Raw genomic sequence first — 17,541 nt, forward strand, 5'->3', positions numbered from 1 at the left:
GCCTACCAAGGAGCCCGCCATGAGTTGGCTTGAGAAACTGCTACCGCCCAAGATTCAACAGACGGACCCGGACCAGCGCCGCACGGTGCCGGAAGGTCTGTGGATCAAGTGCCCGTCCTGTGAAACCGTTCTGTACAAGACGGACCTGGAGCAGAACGTCAACGTCTGCCCCAAGTGCTCGCACCACCACCGCATCGGTGCCCGTGCGCGCCTGGACGCCTTCCTCGACGGCGAAGGCCGTTATGAGGTCGGCCAGGAAGTCCTGCCCGTGGACGCCCTGAAGTTCAAGGACAGCAAGAAGTATCCGGACCGGCTCAAGGAAGCGCTGGAATCCACCGGCGAGACCGACGCCCTGGTGGTGATGGGCGGCGCGGTGATGAGCGTGCCGGTGGTGGCCGCCTGTTTCGAGTTCGACTTCATGGGCGGCTCGATGGGCTCCGTGGTGGGCGAGCGTTTCGCCCGCGGCGTGGAAACCGCGCTGGAGCAGAAGACCCCGTTCATCTGCTTCACCGCGACCGGCGGCGCCCGCATGCAGGAAGGCCTGCTCTCGCTGATGCAGATGGCCAAGTCCAATGCGGCCCTGACGCGTCTGGCCAAGGCCAAGCTCCCCTACATCAGCGTGCTGACCGACCCGACCATGGGCGGCGTGTCGGCCAGTTTCGCCTTCGTGGGCGACATCGTCATCGCCGAACCCAAGGCCCTGATCGGCTTTGCCGGTCCGCGGGTGATCGAGAACACCGTGCGCGAAAAGCTGCCCCCGGGCTTCCAGCGCGCCGAGTTCCTCCTGGAAAAGGGCGCCGTGGACATGATCGTGGACCGTCGCAAGCTGCGCGAAACCATCGCCCGCAGCCTGGCCATGCTGCAGCGCCAAAGCGCTGACGCGGTCGCCTGATCCGTACGCACCCCTCGGATCCCACCACCCCGGCGTTCTCCGCCGGGGTGCTTTGACTCAATGGCCAGGCCGGCAACGGACTGGCCGTGTTTGTTTTGGGCCTAGATTCGCATGACAACTCCTGGCGTTCCCCCCACTGCTTCCCCTGACGCGTCCCCCGCCGTTCCTCCGACGGTTTCCGCCGATCCGCAGCAAGCGCTGGAACAGTGGCTGGCCCACTGCGAGCGGCTGCATCCCAAGGAAATCGACATGACCCTGGCCCGAGTGGCCCGGGTGCGTGAGACGCTGGGACTGGGCTTCGGCGAAACGCCGGTCGTGATGGTGGCCGGGACCAACGGCAAGGGCTCGACCTGCGCGATGCTGGAAAGCGTCGCGCTGCAGGCGGGTTATCGCGTCGGTCTCTACATCAAGCCGCACCTGGTTCACTTCCAGGAGCGCTGCCGGGTGGACGGCCGTCCGGTGGATGCGGCGTCGCTGCTGCCGCACTTCCAGGCGGTGGAAGCCGCCCGCGGAGACCAGGCGCTGACCTATTTCGAATTCACCACCCTGGCCATCCTGCACCGGCTGGCGGCCGAGCCGCTGGACCTGGTCATCCTGGAAGTGGGCCTGGGCGGACGCCTGGATGCGGTCAATGTCATCGATGCGGACTGCAGCGTCATCACCAGCATCGACCTGGACCACACCGAATACCTCGGCCCGGACCGCGAATCGGTGGGCCGGGAGAAGGCGCACATCATGCGCCCCGGCAAGCCGGTGGTGGTGTCCGACCCGATGCCGCCGGAGAGCATTGCCGCCCATGCAACGGCCATCGGCGCCGACCTGCGCCAGCTGGGCCGCGATTTCACCTACAGCGGTGACCGCCAGCAGTGGAACTGGGCCGGTCGCAACCGTCGCTACAGCGGCATGTCGTATCCGGCGCTGCGCGGCGTGAACCAGCTGCTGAATGCGGCTGGCGTGCTGGCGGTGTTCGAAGCGTTGTACGAGCGCCTGCCCATCAGCGCGCAGGCGGTGCGGGCGGGTCTGGCCCTGGTGGAGCTGCCCGGCCGCTTCCAGGTGGTGCCGGGGTCCCCGATGCTGGTGCTGGACGTGGCCCACAACCCGCATGCGGTGGCCGCGCTGGCCCAGAACCTGGACCAGATGGGCTTTTATCCGCGCACCCGGGCGGTCTTCGGCGCCATGGCGGACAAGGACCTGGCCAACATCCTCTCCCGCATCGCCCCGCTGATCGACCATTGGCATTTCTGCGACCTGCCCATCCCCCGTGCGGCGACCGCCCAGGCGTTGGCCCAGCGCTTCGAGGAGGGACGGGCGCAAGGCCTGCTGAAATCCCCGGCCGACGTGGGGACCAGTGTGCATCCGGACCCGGCCTCGGCATTGGCCTCGGCCGCAGAGCAGGCGGACCCCGCTGATAGAATTTTGGTCTTTGGTTCGTTCTATACCGTTGGGGGTGTGCTCAAGCATGGCCTGCCGCGCCTGGGCGCGGGCGCGATGCCCGAAGATGCGCCGCCCCCCGGGAACGGGCCGACCTCCGGGAATGGCGCCCTTTGACGACGGCGGCCTTTCTTTCTAACGCCAGCATAGGCATTGAAGCTCCATGGGTCTGTTGTCTTTTCTGAAGCGCGGTGGTGCGGATGACGGCGCCAAGGCGGCCAGTCCCGCCGCTGCCGGCAAGTCGGCCAGGAATGCCCGTGCCTCGGCGGAAGCGGTGGATGACGTGCAGCAACTGCGCCTGCGGGCGCGGCGCCGGCTGATCGGGTCGGTGGTGCTGGTGGGGGTGGGGGTGATCGTGTTCCCGCTGTTGTTCCAGACCCAACCGCGCCCGATTCCGGTCGATCTGCCCATCGAGATCCCCAAGAAGGAAGGCGCTGCGCCGCTCAGTGTGCCGGCCCCCAAGGTGGCCAGGATCGACGACACGGTGGACCCCAAGGAAGCGGGTCGTGCCATCATCCAGGAAACCGCCGAGCAGGCGGCCGCCGACCGGCCCGTGCCGCCGCCCCAAACGGCGGAAGCACCGCGAGACCCGGTGGTGGATCCCGCCGCCCGCAGCGACGTCAAGCCCGAGGCCAAGGCCCGGATGGCGGAGCCGGCGCATGTCGAGACGCGGCCCAAGCCGGCGGACAAGCCCGCCGACAAGCCAGCGGAAACACGGGTGGCCGAGACCAAGCCGGCCAAGCCAGATACCCGTGCCGATAGCCGTGCCGACAGCCGTTCGGACGCCCGTGCCGAGGCCAAGCGGCCCGCCGCCCCCAATGAATCCGCCCGTGTCCAGGCACTGCTGGACGGCCATGCCAACGACCGCAAGGCGGCGGACGCCGCAGCGGCGGGCGCGGCCCCCGCAGCCGCCAATGGCAGCCGCTTCATCGTCCAGGTGGGTGCCTATGCCGATGCCAAGGCGGCCCAGGATGCACGCAGCAAGGTCGAGCGCATGGGCCTGAAGACCTATACCCAGGCGGTCGAGACGCCCGACGGCAAACGCATCCGTGTGCGCGTCGGCCCGTTCGGCAGCCGGGATGAAGCCGACAAGGTGGCGGCCAAGGTCCGCAGCGGCGGTCTCAGCTCTGCGGTCCTGACGCTCTGACGGCCGCATGATGAGCTGGGTCGACCTCGCACTCCTGGCCATGCTGGTCGTCTCCGTCCTGCTGGGCGTCTGGCGCGGCCTGGTGTTCGAGGTGATGACCATCGTGGGGTGGCTGGTGGCCTGGCTGGCGGCGCCTTTTGTGTCGCCCTGGATCGAGCATCTGCTGCCGCAGGACAAATGGAGCCCGACGCTGTTGCATGCGCTGGGCCTGGTGCTGGCCTTCCTGCTGGTGCTGCTGCTGTGGGGTCTGGGGGCCAAGCTGGTGCGGGCGCTGATCCAGGCCACACCGCTGAGCCTCGTGGACCGTCTGGGCGGCGCCGTGTTCGGCGTGCTGCGGGGCGTGCTGCTGGGGCTGGTCGTGGCCATGGTGGTGGGCATGACGCCGGCGGTGCAGTCGCCGTCCTGGAAGGAATCGCTTCTGGCGCCCTGGCTGCAGGGCACCCTGGTGCAGGTCCGGCCGCTGCTGCCGCAGGCCCTGCACGACTACATTCCCATTCCGGCCTGACCTCCACAAGGGGTCGGGCCTCATTGTTCTCTGTGATTTGAAGGATCAGGCATGTGTGGCATCGTCGGTGTGATTTCCAAGGCGCCGGTCAACCAGCTCATTTATGACGCGCTGCTGCTGCTGCAGCACCGTGGGCAGGATGCGGCTGGCATCGTCACCATGCAGGGCAAGAAGTGCTTCATGCACAAGGCGCGCGGCATGGTGCGGGACGTGTTCCGCACCCGCAACATGCGGGCGCTGCCGGGCACGGTGGGCCTGGGGCAGGTCCGTTATCCGACGGCCGGCAATGCCTACAGCGAGGAAGAGGCCCAGCCCTTCTATGTCAATGCGCCCTACGGCATCGTGCTGGTGCACAACGGCAACCTGACCAATGCGCATGCATTGAAGGACCAACTGTTCGAGGTGGACCGCCGCCACATCAACACCGAAAGCGACACCGAGGTGCTGATCAACGTGCTGGCCCACGAGCTGGAGATGGCCGGCCGTGAACTGCCGCTGACGCCCGCGTCGGTCTTCAAGGCAGTGAGCGAGGTGCACAAGCGCATCAAGGGCTCCTATGCGGTGATCGCGCTGATCGCCGGCCACGGCCTGCTGGCCTTCCGCGACCCCTATGGCATCCGTCCGCTGTGCTTTGGCCAGTCGGCCGAAGGCGATGTGATGGTGGCCAGCGAAAGCGTGGCGCTGGAAGGCACCGGCCATCAGCTGACCCGCGACGTGGCACCGGGCGAAGCTCTGTTCATCGACACCCAGGGCACGGTCCACACCCAGCAGTGCGCCGAGAACCCGACACTCAACCCCTGCATGTTCGAGTTCGTCTACCTGGCGCGCCCGGACTCGGTCATGGACGGCATCTCGGTCTACCAGTCCCGCCTGAACATGGGCGAGACCCTGGCCCAGCGCCTCATCTCCACCATCCCGCCGACCGAGATCGACGTGGTGATCCCCATTCCCGAATCCAGCCGTCCTTCGGCCATGCAACTGGCTCACCGCATCGGCAAGCCGTATCGCGAAGGTTTCGTGAAGAACCGCTATGTGGGCCGGACCTTCATCATGCCGGGTCAGTCCACCCGCAAGAAGTCGGTGCGTCAGAAGCTCAATGCCATCGGCCTGGAGTTCAAGGACCGCAATGTGCTGCTGGTGGATGACTCCATCGTGCGGGGCACCACCTCCAAGGAAATCGTCCAGATGGCGCGCGAGGCCGGGGCCCGCAAGGTCTACCTGGCGTCGGCGGCGCCGCCGGTGCGTTTCCCCAACGTCTATGGCATCGACATGCCGACCAAGGAAGAGCTGATCGCCCATGGCCGCTCCATCGAGGAGATCCGCCAGTTCATCGGCGCCGATGCGCTGATCTACCAGGACGTGGATGCGATGAAGCGCGTAGTCGCCCAGCTGCGCCCCGGGCTGAACGGCTTCGAGGCCTCCTGCTTCGACGGCCGCTACATCACCGGCGATGTGTCGGCGGAAGATTTCGCCACCATCCAGGCTCAGCGCAAGTCGCAGGCCGAGGAAGACGACCTGCCGGCCCGCAGCCGCCTGGCGCTGCAAAGCGGAGGTGATCAGTGAGCGCAGGCGCGGGCACTCCCAAGGACGCCAAGCAGGGCGGCATCCCCCGCGTGGCGCTGCCGGACGATGCGCGCCTGGCCACGCTGGCGGTGCGCGAAGGTCTGCCGCCCACACCCTGGGGCGAGAACTCCGAAGCCCTGTTCCTGACCAGCTCATTCGTGCACCCCGACGCGGCCACCGCGGCCCGCCGGTTCGCCAATGAGGAAGAGGCCTTTGTCTACAGCCGCTTCTCCAACCCCACGGTGATGATGATGGAGCGCCGCCTGGCGGCGCTGGAGGGCACCGAGGCCTGCATCGGCACGTCGTCGGGCATGTCCGCCATCATGCTGCTGGTGATGGGGCTGCTCAAGGCCGGCGACCATGTGGTGTGCTCGCGCTCGGTGTTCGGCTCCACCATCAAGCTGCTGCAGGGCGAGTTCGGCAAGTTCGGCGTGCAGGTCAGCTTCGTGTCGCAGACCGACCTGGCCGAGTGGAAGGCCGCGCTGCAGCCCAACACCCGGCTGCTGTTTGCCGAAACGCCGACCAATCCGCTGACCGAGGTCTGCGACGTCGCGGCGCTGGCCGACATCGCCCATGGGCATGGGGCCCTGCTGGCGGTGGACAACTGCTTCGCGTCGCCCGCCTTGCAGCAACCGGCGCGCATGGGTGCGGACTTCATCATCCACTCGGGCACCAAATACCTGGATGGGCAGGGCCGGGTCATTGCCGGCGCCATCTGCGCCAGCGCGCACTACATCGACAACGTCTTCACGCCGGTGATGCGCAGTGTCGGCATGTCGCTGTCGCCGTTCAATGCGTGGGTCGTGCTCAAGGGCATGGAAACGCTGGGGGTGCGCATGAAGGCGCAAACCGAAAGCGCCGCTGTCCTGGCGCAGTGGCTGGAAGCGCATCCCGCCATCGAGCGTGTCTACTACCCGGGCCTGAAGTCGCATCCCCAGCATGAGCTGGCCATGCGTCAGCAGAACGGGCAGGGCGGGGCAGTGGTGTCGTTCGTGGTGCGCAGCCACCCCGGCGCGGAAGACGGCGGCCGTGCAGCCGCCTTCCATGTCATCGACCACACCCGCATCTGCTCCATCACCGCCAACCTGGGCGACACCAAGACCACCATCACCCATCCCGCCAGCACCTCGCATGGACGCCTGACCGAGGCCCAGCGACAGGCTGCCGGCATCACCCAGGGACTGATCCGCGTGGCGGTCGGCCTGGAAGACATCGAAGACCTGAAGGCCGACCTGGCCCGAGGCCTGAATTCACTATGAGCTCCACTGTGATCCGCACTCGCATCGCGCCGTCGCCCACCGGCTTCCTGCATCTGGGCACTGCCCGCACCGCCTTGTTCTCCTGGGCCTACGCCCGTCACCATGGTGGCGAGTTCGTGCTGCGCATTGAAGACACGGACGTGGCCCGTTCCACCCAGGATTCGGTCGAGCAGATCCTGGCCTCGATGCAGTGGCTGGGCCTGGGCTATGACGAGGGCCCGGTCTACCAGATGCAGCGTCTGGAGCGCTACCACGCGGTGGTGCAGCAGATGATCGAGGCCGGGACGGCCTACTACTGCTACTGCACGCCGCAGGAACTCGACGAGATGCGCGAAGGGCAGAAAGCCCGCGGCGAGAAGACCCGTTATGACGGGCGCTGGCGTCCGGAACCCGGCAAGACGCTGCCGGCAGTGCCGGCCGGCGTGAGGCCGGTGGTGCGCTTCAAGAATCCGCTGGAAGGCGATGTGACCTGGGACGACCTGGTTAAGGGCCCGATCACCATCAACAACCGCGAGATCGACGACTTGATCATCATGCGGCCGGCCGATGCCCAGGCCGGGGAGGGCGCGCTGGGCGTGCCCACCTACAACTTCGCCGTGGTGGTGGACGATTGGGACATGGCGATCACGCATGTGTTCCGCGGCGACGAGCACATCAACAACACGCCCTGGCAGATCAACATCTTCCGGGCGCTCGGGGCACCGCTGCCGCAGTTCGGTCACATCCCGGTGATCCTGGGCGACGATGGCCTGAAGCTGTCCAAGCGCCGCGGCGCGGTCAGCGTCACGGCCTATGAAGAGAACGGCTATCTGCCCGAAGGCATGCTGAACTATCTGGCACGCCTGGGCTGGAGCCACGGCGACGATGAGCTGTTCACCCGCGACCAGCTGGTGCAGTGGTTCGACGGCACCCATATTTCCAAGAGCCCGGCCCAGTGGGACCCGGCCAAGCTGGAATGGGTCAATGCCCACTACATCAAGCAGGCGGATGACGAGCGTCTGGCCACCTTGGTCACCGCCCAACTCGCCAAGCGCGGCCTGTCGGCGCCCGAGCGTCTGCCGGCGCTGTGTGCCTTGTTCAAGGACCGCTGCAGCACCACTGTGGCCCTGGCGGATTGGCTGGCCATGTATGTGGCCCCGGTCACGCCGTCGGACGAAGACAAGGCCACGCATCTGACCGATGCCATCAAACCCGCCATCCTGACGCTGGCCGACAAGCTGGACGCCTTGGCACCGGCGGACTGGACCAAAGCTGCCATCAGTGCCGCCATCAAGGAAACCATCACGGCGCATGGTCTGAAGATGCCGCAACTGGCCATCCCGGTGCGGGTGCTGGTGTGCGGTCGTGCACAGACGCCTTCTGTGGATGCGGTGTTGGAACTCTTCAACAAAGAAATTTTGGTGAACCGCTTGCGTTCCGTTTAAAACTCGTTCTATACTCTCGTTCTCGCTTGAACAGCGCGAAACGAAATCAGAAACAACTGATTGTTTTTTGATTGACGCCGGTGAGTTAGGTTGCAGGTGGGGGTTTGAAAAAGCCACCAACGAGCTGCCAAACAAACTGGTTCGTGAGCCGCTAGAGAGTTAGATTTAAAATCAGATGCAAATTTGCTGCATATTTGGTTATAGAATCTGAATCTCAGCAGACATCACGTCAATCACTCAGTTGTGAATGAAGACGTTGCCCGAATTGAGAAGTTTGATGCCGAGTACGCAAGCATCAGGTTTCGAAAAAGGGGGTATAGCTCAGCTGGGAGAGCGCTTGCATGGCATGCAAGAGGTCAGCGGTTCGATCCCGCTTACCTCCACCAATTCAAGGTGGCGCGCAGTTCAAGAGAAGAAGGTTTAGTCCCCTTCGTCTAGAGGCCTAGGACACGACCCTTTCACGGTTGTAACAGGGGTTCGAATCCCCTAGGGGACGCCAAGTTGATGTACTTGGTTATTGACCAGAAGAGTGATTGATAAGTTCGTTAATTCGAAAGAATCATCAAAAAAATCTGGTACAGTAACGAAAACGTCGCAAGAAATTGCAAATGTCGTTGAGCAGCGCAGAACTTTAAAAGAATTGCGAAGTGAAATGACAAAGATGCAAAGTCAATGAGCGAAAGCCCATTGTCAGCGTATCTGGAGTGGTAGTTCAGTTGGTTAGAATACCGGCCTGTCACGCCGGGGGTCGCGGGTTCGAGCCCCGTCCACTCCGCCAACAATCTATCTTTGCTGCCGGACTCGAGTTGGTCCACGATGCAAAGCGGGGCGAAAGCCTTGCAGTCAAGTATTCGGGGGTATAGCTCAGCTGGGAGAGCGCTTGCATGGCATGCAAGAGGTCAGCGGTTCGATCCCGCTTACCTCCACCAAGTTTTCTTGGTGGCTGACGCGAGAGCGGTAGCACTGAAAGAGTTAAGTCCCCTTCGTCTAGAGGCCTAGGACACGACCCTTTCACGGTTGTAACAGGGGTTCGAATCCCCTAGGGGACGCCAAGTTTGACAAGGCTTGGCTCGTAGTGATGAAGCGCTTGGCGCTTTGGAATCTGCGGCACAACTTGTCCGAAGGATTGAGGCAACAGAACAGTTCATAACTGGCCTTGAATCTGGAGTGGTAGTTCAGTTGGTTAGAATACCGGCCTGTCACGCCGGGGGTCGCGGGTTCGAGCCCCGTCCACTCCGCCAATCTTCAAACCCCGCTAGCGAAAGTTAGCGGGGTTTTGTTTTTGGGCGTTTGGTTTTGGGTTGTGGGTTGTGGGTTTTGGGCTTTGGGCTTGGATGCTGTTGGAATGGCGTTCAACTCGCTGCGAGTTTGGTGATGGGCTTTCGTCGTGAGCCTTGGATATTCGAGCTGCTTCGAGCGGGTGCTTCGATTGGCGTTCCACTCGAGTTCTCGCTTGCAGCATTCTCAAGACTGCGCCAAATCGCTTTTGTATTGCAGTTGCGCGATGGTTCAGCAGTATCTGGGGCAGAAGTCCTCTGCTGATTGGCTGCACGCATACTCCGCGGGTCGCCGCGTGGCATTGAAACGCATACCCCCTCCAATCGTTTGAACGCCATATCGATGGTGGGCAACGCAAGCGCGGTGCTTCGGTATGGACGCGCGAAATCGACGCTTTCACATATCGCACGCCGAAGATCTTGTTAGCGCTGCGTCTGTACCAAAACCTTCAGGCTCTCGATAAGACGCCGATAACCGTTACCCAATAACAAAAGGCACCTACGAATCTCTTCATAGGTGCCTTTTTCAGCCTTCTGCTGCTGCGCCACGGCCGCTCCGGGCAGACTCTTCACCACGGCTGTGCGATCAGTAGGCGCAGTGAAGCAGGCGCGGTCGGGTAGGCGAAATGAGCGGACGCGGTGACGCGAGCAAAAAGGTGGGCGCAATTGCGTTTGCACGATGGGGTGGGGGTGCCAGGGTGGGCGTTAGGGTCCAAGGGTGGGTCTAGGCAGAGCACCCTCGAGCGAGGCCGACGCCCCCCGGCATGACCGCGCTCAGTTGAACTGAGCCCGAATCAATCCCACCGCCAAGCCTTCCAGCGCGAAGGATTCATCGCCCGCTGCCACGTCGATCGGCTCGAAGTCCGTGTTCTCCGGCAGCAGTCGCACTCCCCCAGCGTGGCGTTGGAATCGCTTCACGGTGACCTCGTCGCCCAGTCGGGCCACCACGATCTGTCCGTTACGCGCTTCACTGGCCTTCTGCACGGCGAGCAGGTCGCCGTCCATGATGCCGATGTCCTTCATGCTCATGCCGCGCACGCGCAGCAGGTAGTCCGGGACGCGGGAGAAGGTGGAGGGATCAACGCTATAGTGCTGCTCCACATGTTCTTCCGCCAGGATGGGAGCGCCAGCAGCGACGCGGCCGACGAGCGGAAGCGTGAGCTGCGCCAGGCTGGCCAGGGGCAGCGCGAACTGACTGTGTTCACGCGCCTGGTTCACCTGCTTGAGCGCGGGTGAGGGCAGGCGGATGCCGCGGGCGGTGCCGCCCACCAGTTCGATCACCCCCTTGCGCGCAAGCGCCTGCAGATGTTCTTCCGCCGCATTGGCCGAGCGAAAGCCCAGTTGCTGAGCGATTTCCGCGCGGGTGGGTGGCGAGCCGGTGCGCTCGATGCTGCGCCGGACCAGGTCAAAGATCTGTTGTTGGCGGGCGGTGAGTTTTGGTGGTGTGTTCACGGTTGACCTGAGTATCCATCCAGTGCTCTGTATTTTTATCCAGGAGAAGCCAAATTGCAAAGCGCCCATGAGCAAATTGTCATCATCGGCACCGGCGGGACCATTGCCGGCGCGGCCGGATCGGCCACCGACAACGTCGGCTACAAGGCCGGACAGCTCTCCGTGGGTTCGCTCGTGGCCGCCGTGCCGGCCCTGCAAGCCGAGGCCCTGGAGGCCGAGCAACTGGCGCAGCTCGACAGCAAGGACATGGATGAGTCCACCTGGGCGCGGCTGGCTCGCCGGGTGCAGCAGCATCTGGACCGGGAGGAGGTCCGCGGCATCGTGATCACCCACGGCACCGACACACTGGAGGAAACGGCCTACCTGCTGCAACGCGTGCTGGCGCCTCGCAAACCGGTCGTGCTGACTGCCGCCATGCGGCCGGCGACGGCGCTGCAGGCCGACGGCCCGCAGAACCTGCTCGATGCGGTGGCGGTCGCCAAGACGCCAGGCGCTCGCGGCGTGGTGGCCGTGGTGGCAGGTCAGGTCCTGCATGGCCTGGAGATCCGCAAGACCCACACTTATCGGCTGGACGCTTTCGAGCCGGGACCGGACACAGGGTTGCTGGGCGTGGTGGAGGAGGGCGTCGTGCGCGCCTTCCGCGACTGGCCCACCGGCGATGCATTGGGCGCCGACCTGCTGCCGCAAGACCCGGCCCTGTGGCCATGGGTCGAAGTGCTGGCCAGCCACGGCGGCGCTCGCCCGCAGGCGCTGGAGGCCTGGCGTGCAGCGGGTTTGCAAGGCTTGGTGCTGGCTTGCACCGGCAATGGCACGGTGCATCAGGCGCTGGCTGCTGCGGTTGAGGCCTTGCGTCAATCCGGTGTGCCGGTGTGGCGCACCACGCGCTGTGCGCAGGGCCGGATCGTCGGCGCGCCGGATGAAAAAGCGGCGGCGCTCACGCCGTGGGCGGCGCGTGTCGAGCTCACTCTGGAGCTCTTGCGTCGGGGTTGATGAACCGCAACCGAAACCGCGCCCACGCCCGCGCCCACACCCGCTAAACAGCAACAAGGCGCGCCGCCCACCTTCACCGCTGCGTGAGCGGATCCAGCGAGCAGGCGCGCCTTGCGCAGGCCCAGCCCGAACTCAGGCGCTTGTCAGCGCCGAGCCGTCATGGCCTCAAACAATCGTCAGCGTGACGTCGACGTTGCCGCGGGTGGCGTTCGAATACGGGCAGACTTCGTGCGCGTCGGCCACCAGCTTTTCCAGCGCGGCGCGGTCCATGCCCGGCACCGAGATCTTCATGGCCACGGCGATGCCGAAAGCGCCCGGCTTGTTGGCATGCGGGCCGATGGACACGTCGCTGGTGATGGACACTTCAGCCGGCAGGGCCACCTTGTTGCGGGCCGACACGGCCTTCATGGCGCCGATGAAGCAAGCCGAATAACCGGCCGCGAACAGCTGTTCCGGATTGGTGCCGTTGCCGCCCGCGCCGCCCAGTTCCTTGGGGGTGGACAGGTCCAGCTTCAGGGCGCCGTCCGACGACTGGGCGGTGCCGGCGCGGCCTCCGGTGGCGGTGGCGGTGGCGGTGTAGAGGGCTTTCTCGATGGCCATGTGGCGCTCCTTGGGGTTGCAGGGTTGTTGTGAGAGAGACCCGGGGTCAGCCCGGGGGAAGGGTGCTGTCCATCTGCTCCAGATGGTGGAGCAGGCTGGACCGCAGATCTTGCAATTGCCGCGTCAGCGTCTGTAGCTCGTCCAGGCTGCAGGCACTGGCGCAGGCCAGTTGTTCAGGGATGCGGACGGCCTGCTCGCGCAGACCGCGACCGGCATCGGTCAGATGGATGTCGACCCGCCGCTCATCCTGCGCGCTGCGGCGCCGCTCCACCAGGCCCTGGCTTTCCAAACGCTTGAGCAGTGGGGTCAGCGTGCCCGAGTCCAGGCCCAGGCGTTGCCCCAGCGCGGAGACGGCCAGGCCGTCCGACTCCCACAGCACCAGCATCACCAGGTATTGCGGATAGGTCAGGCCCAGCGGTGCAAGCAAGGGCTTGTACAGCTTGGTCATGGCCAGCGAGCTCGAATACAGCGCAAAGCACAGCTGCAGGTCCAGCCGCAACCAGTCCGCGGGCGCCGCTGCGGGAGCGGCGGTCACCGGTGGGGAGGAGGGGGCTGCGTTCGACATGGGCTCTACTGTAGCGAGCAATTCAATTGCACACAATCAAAGTGGTCTTTAAAAGGGCGGCTGCCTGGAAGAGGCTGCCGCCCTCAGCGCCACTGGGACTGGATGCGGAGTCGGCTCAGCTCGCCTGCAGCGCGTCCACCTGCTCGCTCAGTTCAAGCCAGCGCATTTCCTTCTCGTCCACTTCATCCCCGATGGCCTTGAGCCGTTTGCCGGCCTCGGCGATCTGGGCGGGCGAGAGCGTGCCGCTGGACAGCTGCGACTCCAGGCCCTCCCGCTCCGCATGCAGCGCTTTGAGTCGGGCGTCGATCTGCTCCATCTCCTTGCGCAGGGGCCGCGTCTGCTCAGCCACACGCTGGCGGGCCTGGCCGGCGGCCTTGCGGTCCTCGCGGGACGCAATCGGGGCAGGCGCAGCGACGGGCGCTGCCACCGGCGCAACAACGCCAGAGCCAGCGCCGCCGAATCCGGCACCCGCTGTGCTGCCCGACGCGCCGGAGCCGTTCGAAGCCCCCGCGCCGCCGGGAGCGCCAGAAGCGCCAGAAGCAGCGCCGCTCCCCGCTGCCGACGCGGAAGATCCCCCCGCCGCCGACCCCGCAGACCCCGCCGCCGCAGCCTTATCCCGCTTGGCCAGCTCCTTCGCCTGCCGCGCCGCCTCCTTGGACTGCTCCAGCAGCCAGCGCTGGTAGTCGTCCAGGTCGCCGTCGAACGGCGCCACCTTGCCTTCGGCCACCAACCAGAACTCGTCGCAAACCTCGCGCAGCAGGGCCCGGTCATGGCTGACCAGCATCACCGTGCCTTCGAACTCGTTCAGCGCCATGGACAGCGCCTCACGGGTCTGCAGATCCAGATGGTTGGTCGGCTCGTCCAGCAGCAGCAGGTTGGGGCGCTGCCAGACCAGCATGGCCAGCACCAGGCGGGCTTTTTCTCCGCCGGAGAGACTGCCCACCGCCTGGTTCACCATGTCGCCGACAAAGCGGAACTGGCCGAGGAAGTCCCGCAGTTCCTGCTCGCGCGCTGAGGGACTGACCTCCTTGGCCAGCCGCACCATGTGCTGCAGCGGACCTTCATCCGGCCGCAGCACATCCATTTCCTGCTGGGCGAAGTAGCCGATGGACAGGCCCTTGCCCTCGGTGATGGTGCCGCCCAGCGACGGCTGCATGCGCGCAATCGTCTTGACCAGCGTCGACTTGCCCTGGCCGTTGGCGCCCAGGATGCCAAAGCGCTGGCCGGCCAGCACCGAGCGGTCCACGCCGCGCACGATGACCTTTTCATCGCCCTCTGGCGCACCCGGCGTCAGATACCCGACCGACACCTGATCGAACATCAGCATCGGATTGGGCAGGCTCAGCGGCTCGCGGAAGGAGAAGCTGAAATCCGCCGACGTCAGCACCGGCGCCAGCCGCTCCATCCGCTCCAGTGCCTTGACCCGGCTCTGGGCCTGCTTGGCCTTGCTGGCCTTGGCCTTGAAGCGGTCGATGAACTTCTGCAGATGGGCCACACGGTCCTGCTGCTTCTCGAAGGCGGCCTGCTGCAGCACCATGCGCTCGGCGCGCATCGCCTCGAAGGCGGTGTAGTTCCCGCCGTAGCGGTGCAGCTTGGCCTCGTCCAGATGCAGCGTGACCTTGGTGATCGCATCCAGGAATTCACGGTCGTGGCTGATGACGATCAGCGTGCCTTCATAGCGCTGCAGCCAGGCTTCCAGCCAGACCAGGGCATCCAGGTCCAGGTGGTTGGTCGGCTCGTCCAGCAGCATCAGATCGGCGGGGCACATCAGCGCGCGCGCCAGTTGCAGGCGCATGCGCCAGCCGCCGGAGAAGCTGTTGACCGGTGCATCCACCTGCGCGCCCTTGAAGCCCAGGCCCATCAGCAGCGCCTGGGCGCGGGCGGGCGCGTCAAAGGCGCCGGCATCCATCAGCAGCGCATGCGCTTCGGCGATGGCGTGGCCGTCGTCCGCGGCTTCCGCCTGCGCCAGGGCTTCGCGCGCCGCCATCAGCCGGGTGTCGCCTTCCAGCACGAAGTCGGTGGCGGGCATGTCCGTCTCGGGCATGTTCTGGGCGACCTCGCCCACGGCCCACTGGCGCGGAATCTCCACCTCGCCCTTGTCGCTGTGCAGCCGGTCGGTCAGCAGCGCAAACAGGCTGGACTTGCCCGCGCCGTTGCGGCCCACCAGGCCGACTTTTTCTCCGGGTTGCAGGGTGACGCTGGCATCGTCCAGCACCACCTTCGTGCCACGCCGCAGCGTGATGTTGCGCAGCGTGATCATCGGGCAGCCACCAGTGCGTCGCGGGTGATGAGCAGCACCTGGTCCTCGCCGGCGGACGTGTCCAGCCAGGCGACTTCCAGCGCCGGGAAAGCGGCCTCGAAGTACTCGCGCTCGTTGCCGATCTCCAGCACCAGCACGCCGTGCTCGCTCAGATGGTCGGGCGCCTTGTCCAGCATCTGGCGGATGAAGTCCATGCCGTCATTGCCGCCCGCCAGCGCCAGCGCCGGTTCGGCCTGGTATTCCAGCGGCAGGGCCTGCATCGACGCGCTGTTCACATACGGCGGGTTGCAAAGGATGAGGTCGTAGGCGCCCTCGGCCGGGCTCAGTCCGTCGCCTTGCAGCAGACGGATGCGGTCGGCCAGGCCGTGGCGGTCCACATTGATGCGGGCCACCGCCAGCGCGTCCGCGCTCAAATCGATGGCGTCCACCTGCACCTCCGGCCAGGCCATGGCCGCCAGCACGGCCAGGCTGCCGTTGCCGGTGCACAGGTCCAGCACCCGCACCGTCTGGTCGGACAGCCAGGCGTCGATGGTGGCGTCGGCCAGCAGCTCGGCAATGAAGCTGCGCGGCACGATGGCCCGCTCGTCCACATAGAAGGGCACGCCTTGCAGCCAGGCCTCGCGGGTGAGGTAGGCCGCCGGCTTGCGGGTGGTGATCCGCTCCTGCACCAACGCGAGGACCGCTTCGGTGTCCTCGCCCGACACGGCGTCCTGCGCATGGTCGTCCAGCGCATCCAGCGGCACGCCCAGTTTCCACATCACCAGCCAAGCGGCCTCGTCAAAGGCGTTGGTGGTGCCATGCCCAAATGAAACGCCCGCCTCGGAGAGGCGGGCGGCCTGGGCCTCGATCAGTTCCAGCAGCGTCACAGCAGCAAATGCTCCAGGGTGCGGCAGTAGATGCGCGTCAGCGGCGCAATCTGGTCCAGCGGCACATATTCGTTGATCTTGTGGATGCTCGCATTGAGCGGTCCGAATTCCACCACTTGCGGACAGATGCGCGCGATGAAGCGCCCATCCGACGTGCCGCCGGTGGTGGAGAGTTCCGTGGCCACGCCGGTTTCCTCGGCGATGGCGGCGCTGAGGGCGGCGGAGAGGCTGCCCACCGGCGTGAGGAAGGGTTCGCCGGACAAGGTCCAGTCCAGCTGGTACTCCAGGCCGTGTTCCTCCAGCAGCGCCTGCACGCGTTCGCGCAGGCCTTGCGGGGTGGATTCGGTGGAGAAGCGGAAATTGAAGTCCACCACCACCTCGCCGGGGATCACATTGCCGGCACCGGTGCCGGCCTGGATGTTGGAGATCTGGAAGGTGGTGGGCGGGAAGTAGTCGTTGCCGGCGTCCCAGGTCATGGCCGCCAGTGCAGCCAGCGCAGGGGCGGCCTGGTGCACCGGGTTGCGCGCCAGATGCGGATAGGCCACGTGGCCCTGGATGCCCATCACCCGCAGCTTGCCGGACAGCGAGCCGCGGCGCCCATTCTTGACCGTGTCACCCAGCCGTTCGACCGAAGTCGGTTCGCCGACGATGCAGAAATCCAGCCGTTCCCCGCGCTGGCGGAGCTGCTCCACGCAGACGACGGTGCCATCGCGGGCAGGGCCTTCCTCGTCACTGGTCAGCAGGAAGGCGATGCTGCCGGCATGGTGCGGGTGGGCAGCGACGAAGTCCTCGGCTGCCACCACCATGGCGGCCAGCGAGGTCTTCATGTCGGCCGCGCCGCGTCCATAAAGCTGGCCGCCGCGCACGGTGGGCACGAACGGATCACTGGTCCAGCGGGCCAGCTCGCCGGTGGGCACGACATCGGTGTGGCCGGCAAAGACCAGGCGCGGGGCGGACGGATCGCTGCCGTCCTTCACCGCCCAGAGGTTGTGCACACGGAAGTCGTCGGGGCCGCTGTCCATGCGTTCCAGCCGGAAGCCCAGCACCTCCAGCCGCTCGCCGATCAGGGTGAGGCAGCCGGCGTCATCCGGGGTGACGGATGGGCGGGCGATCAGCTGTTCCAGCAGGGCGAGGGTGCGCGTCTGCACATCGGCGGTGTCCCGCTGGGCGGCGAAGGTGGGCGTCAGCGGGGAATAGGGGCCGCGAAAGCGCCCGCCGAGGTCGTCAGCGGGGTGCGTCGGGTCAACCGAGGGGGAAGGGGGCAGGGCGGAGCTCACCGCCCTATTGTCTCTTAGGTTGCAGGGTCTGAG

At 65.7% G+C, this 17,541-nt stretch carries 14 protein-coding genes and 6 tRNA genes; 14 read left to right on the forward strand and 6 right to left on the reverse strand.

Features of this window, described 5'->3' with window-relative positions; translation table 11 throughout:
- Positions 1–19 precede the first annotated feature (19 nt).
- The 13 genes from accD to DES44_RS11145 all read left to right on the forward strand — a co-directional run bounded on the left by accD (position 20) and on the right by DES44_RS11145 (position 9,462).
- The gene (gene accD, locus DES44_RS11085) at positions 20–892 is read left to right on the forward strand and encodes an acetyl-CoA carboxylase, carboxyltransferase subunit beta (RefSeq protein WP_058934997.1); all 873 of its coding nucleotides are present in this window, start codon (positions 20–22) and stop codon (positions 890–892) included.
- 249 nt (positions 893–1,141) lie between these two features.
- Entirely contained in the window at positions 1,142–2,440 is a 1,299-nt protein-coding gene (gene folC, locus DES44_RS11090; protein ID WP_375137523.1) for a bifunctional tetrahydrofolate synthase/dihydrofolate synthase, read from the forward strand.
- A 46-nt stretch (positions 2,441–2,486) separates the two neighbouring features.
- Positions 2,487–3,470, forward strand: a complete 984-nt coding sequence (locus tag DES44_RS11095; RefSeq protein WP_058934998.1) for an SPOR domain-containing protein — start codon at positions 2,487–2,489, stop codon at positions 3,468–3,470.
- Positions 3,471–3,477: 7 nt separating this feature from the next.
- A complete protein-coding gene (locus DES44_RS11100; protein WP_058934999.1) occupies positions 3,478–3,975 on the forward strand; it encodes a CvpA family protein in 498 nt (165 codons plus the stop codon).
- Positions 3,976–4,026: 51 nt separating this feature from the next.
- Positions 4,027–5,538 (forward strand): amidophosphoribosyltransferase, encoded by a 1,512-nt coding sequence (gene purF, locus DES44_RS11105; RefSeq protein WP_058935000.1) that lies wholly within the window; start codon positions 4,027–4,029, stop codon positions 5,536–5,538.
- Entirely contained in the window at positions 5,535–6,797 is a 1,263-nt protein-coding gene (locus tag DES44_RS11110; RefSeq protein WP_058935001.1) for an O-succinylhomoserine sulfhydrylase, read from the forward strand. Before purF ends, DES44_RS11110 begins: the two co-directional genes overlap by 4 nt.
- Positions 6,794–8,221: a glutamate--tRNA ligase gene (gltX, locus tag DES44_RS11115; RefSeq protein WP_058935002.1), complete on the forward strand. Its 1,428-nt coding sequence runs from the start codon at positions 6,794–6,796 to the stop codon at positions 8,219–8,221. The genes DES44_RS11110 and gltX overlap by 4 nt, the downstream gene beginning before the upstream one ends.
- Positions 8,222–8,531: 310 nt before the next feature.
- Positions 8,532–8,607, forward strand: a tRNA-Ala gene (locus tag DES44_RS11120).
- A gap of 37 nt (positions 8,608–8,644) precedes the next feature.
- A tRNA-Glu gene (locus DES44_RS11125) sits at positions 8,645–8,720 on the forward strand.
- Between the two features lie 202 nt (positions 8,721–8,922).
- Positions 8,923–8,999, forward strand: a tRNA-Asp gene (locus tag DES44_RS11130).
- A 75-nt stretch (positions 9,000–9,074) separates the two neighbouring features.
- A tRNA-Ala gene (locus tag DES44_RS11135) sits at positions 9,075–9,150 on the forward strand.
- Between the two features lie 47 nt (positions 9,151–9,197).
- Positions 9,198–9,273: transfer RNA gene (locus DES44_RS11140), tRNA-Glu, on the forward strand.
- Positions 9,274–9,385: 112 nt separating this feature from the next.
- Positions 9,386–9,462 (forward strand) — tRNA-Asp (locus DES44_RS11145).
- A gap of 810 nt (positions 9,463–10,272) precedes the next feature.
- Here the strand turns inward: DES44_RS11145 and lexA are convergent.
- Positions 10,273–11,019 (reverse strand): transcriptional repressor LexA, encoded by a 747-nt coding sequence (gene lexA / locus DES44_RS11150; RefSeq protein ID WP_083525554.1) that lies wholly within the window; start codon positions 11,017–11,019, stop codon positions 10,273–10,275.
- On the opposite strand from lexA, the gene DES44_RS11155 reads away from it, so the two are divergent.
- Complete coding sequence (locus DES44_RS11155) at positions 11,005–11,940, forward strand: asparaginase (RefSeq protein WP_058935004.1); 936 nt, start codon at positions 11,005–11,007, stop codon at positions 11,938–11,940. The two genes, lexA and DES44_RS11155, sit on opposite strands and share 15 nt — an antisense overlap.
- Positions 11,941–12,105: 165 nt before the next feature.
- Here the strand turns inward: DES44_RS11155 and DES44_RS11160 are convergent, their stop codons facing one another.
- The 5 genes from DES44_RS11160 to dapE all read right to left on the reverse strand — a co-directional run bounded on the left by DES44_RS11160 (position 12,106) and on the right by dapE (position 17,379).
- Positions 12,106–12,540 (reverse strand): organic hydroperoxide resistance protein, encoded by a 435-nt coding sequence (locus DES44_RS11160; RefSeq protein ID WP_058935005.1) that lies wholly within the window; start codon positions 12,538–12,540, stop codon positions 12,106–12,108.
- Positions 12,541–12,586: 46 nt separating this feature from the next.
- Complete coding sequence (locus DES44_RS11165) at positions 12,587–13,105, reverse strand: MarR family winged helix-turn-helix transcriptional regulator (protein ID WP_058935006.1); 519 nt, start codon at positions 13,103–13,105, stop codon at positions 12,587–12,589.
- A gap of 115 nt (positions 13,106–13,220) precedes the next feature.
- Positions 13,221–15,365 (reverse strand): ABC-F family ATP-binding cassette domain-containing protein, encoded by a 2,145-nt coding sequence (locus DES44_RS11170; protein ID WP_058935007.1) that lies wholly within the window; start codon positions 15,363–15,365, stop codon positions 13,221–13,223.
- Positions 15,362–16,231: a 50S ribosomal protein L3 N(5)-glutamine methyltransferase gene (gene prmB / locus DES44_RS11175; protein WP_058935008.1), complete on the reverse strand. Its 870-nt coding sequence runs from the start codon at positions 16,229–16,231 to the stop codon at positions 15,362–15,364. Before prmB ends, DES44_RS11170 begins: the two co-directional genes overlap by 4 nt.
- Entirely contained in the window at positions 16,228–17,379 is a 1,152-nt protein-coding gene (gene dapE, locus DES44_RS11180; protein ID WP_058937389.1) for a succinyl-diaminopimelate desuccinylase, read from the reverse strand. The genes prmB and dapE overlap by 4 nt, the downstream gene beginning before the upstream one ends.
- Positions 17,380–17,541 lie beyond the last annotated feature (162 nt).

This window comes from Roseateles depolymerans (assembly GCF_003387155.1).
In the GTDB taxonomy this organism is placed as follows: Bacteria; Pseudomonadota; Gammaproteobacteria; order Burkholderiales; family Burkholderiaceae_C; genus Roseateles; species Roseateles depolymerans.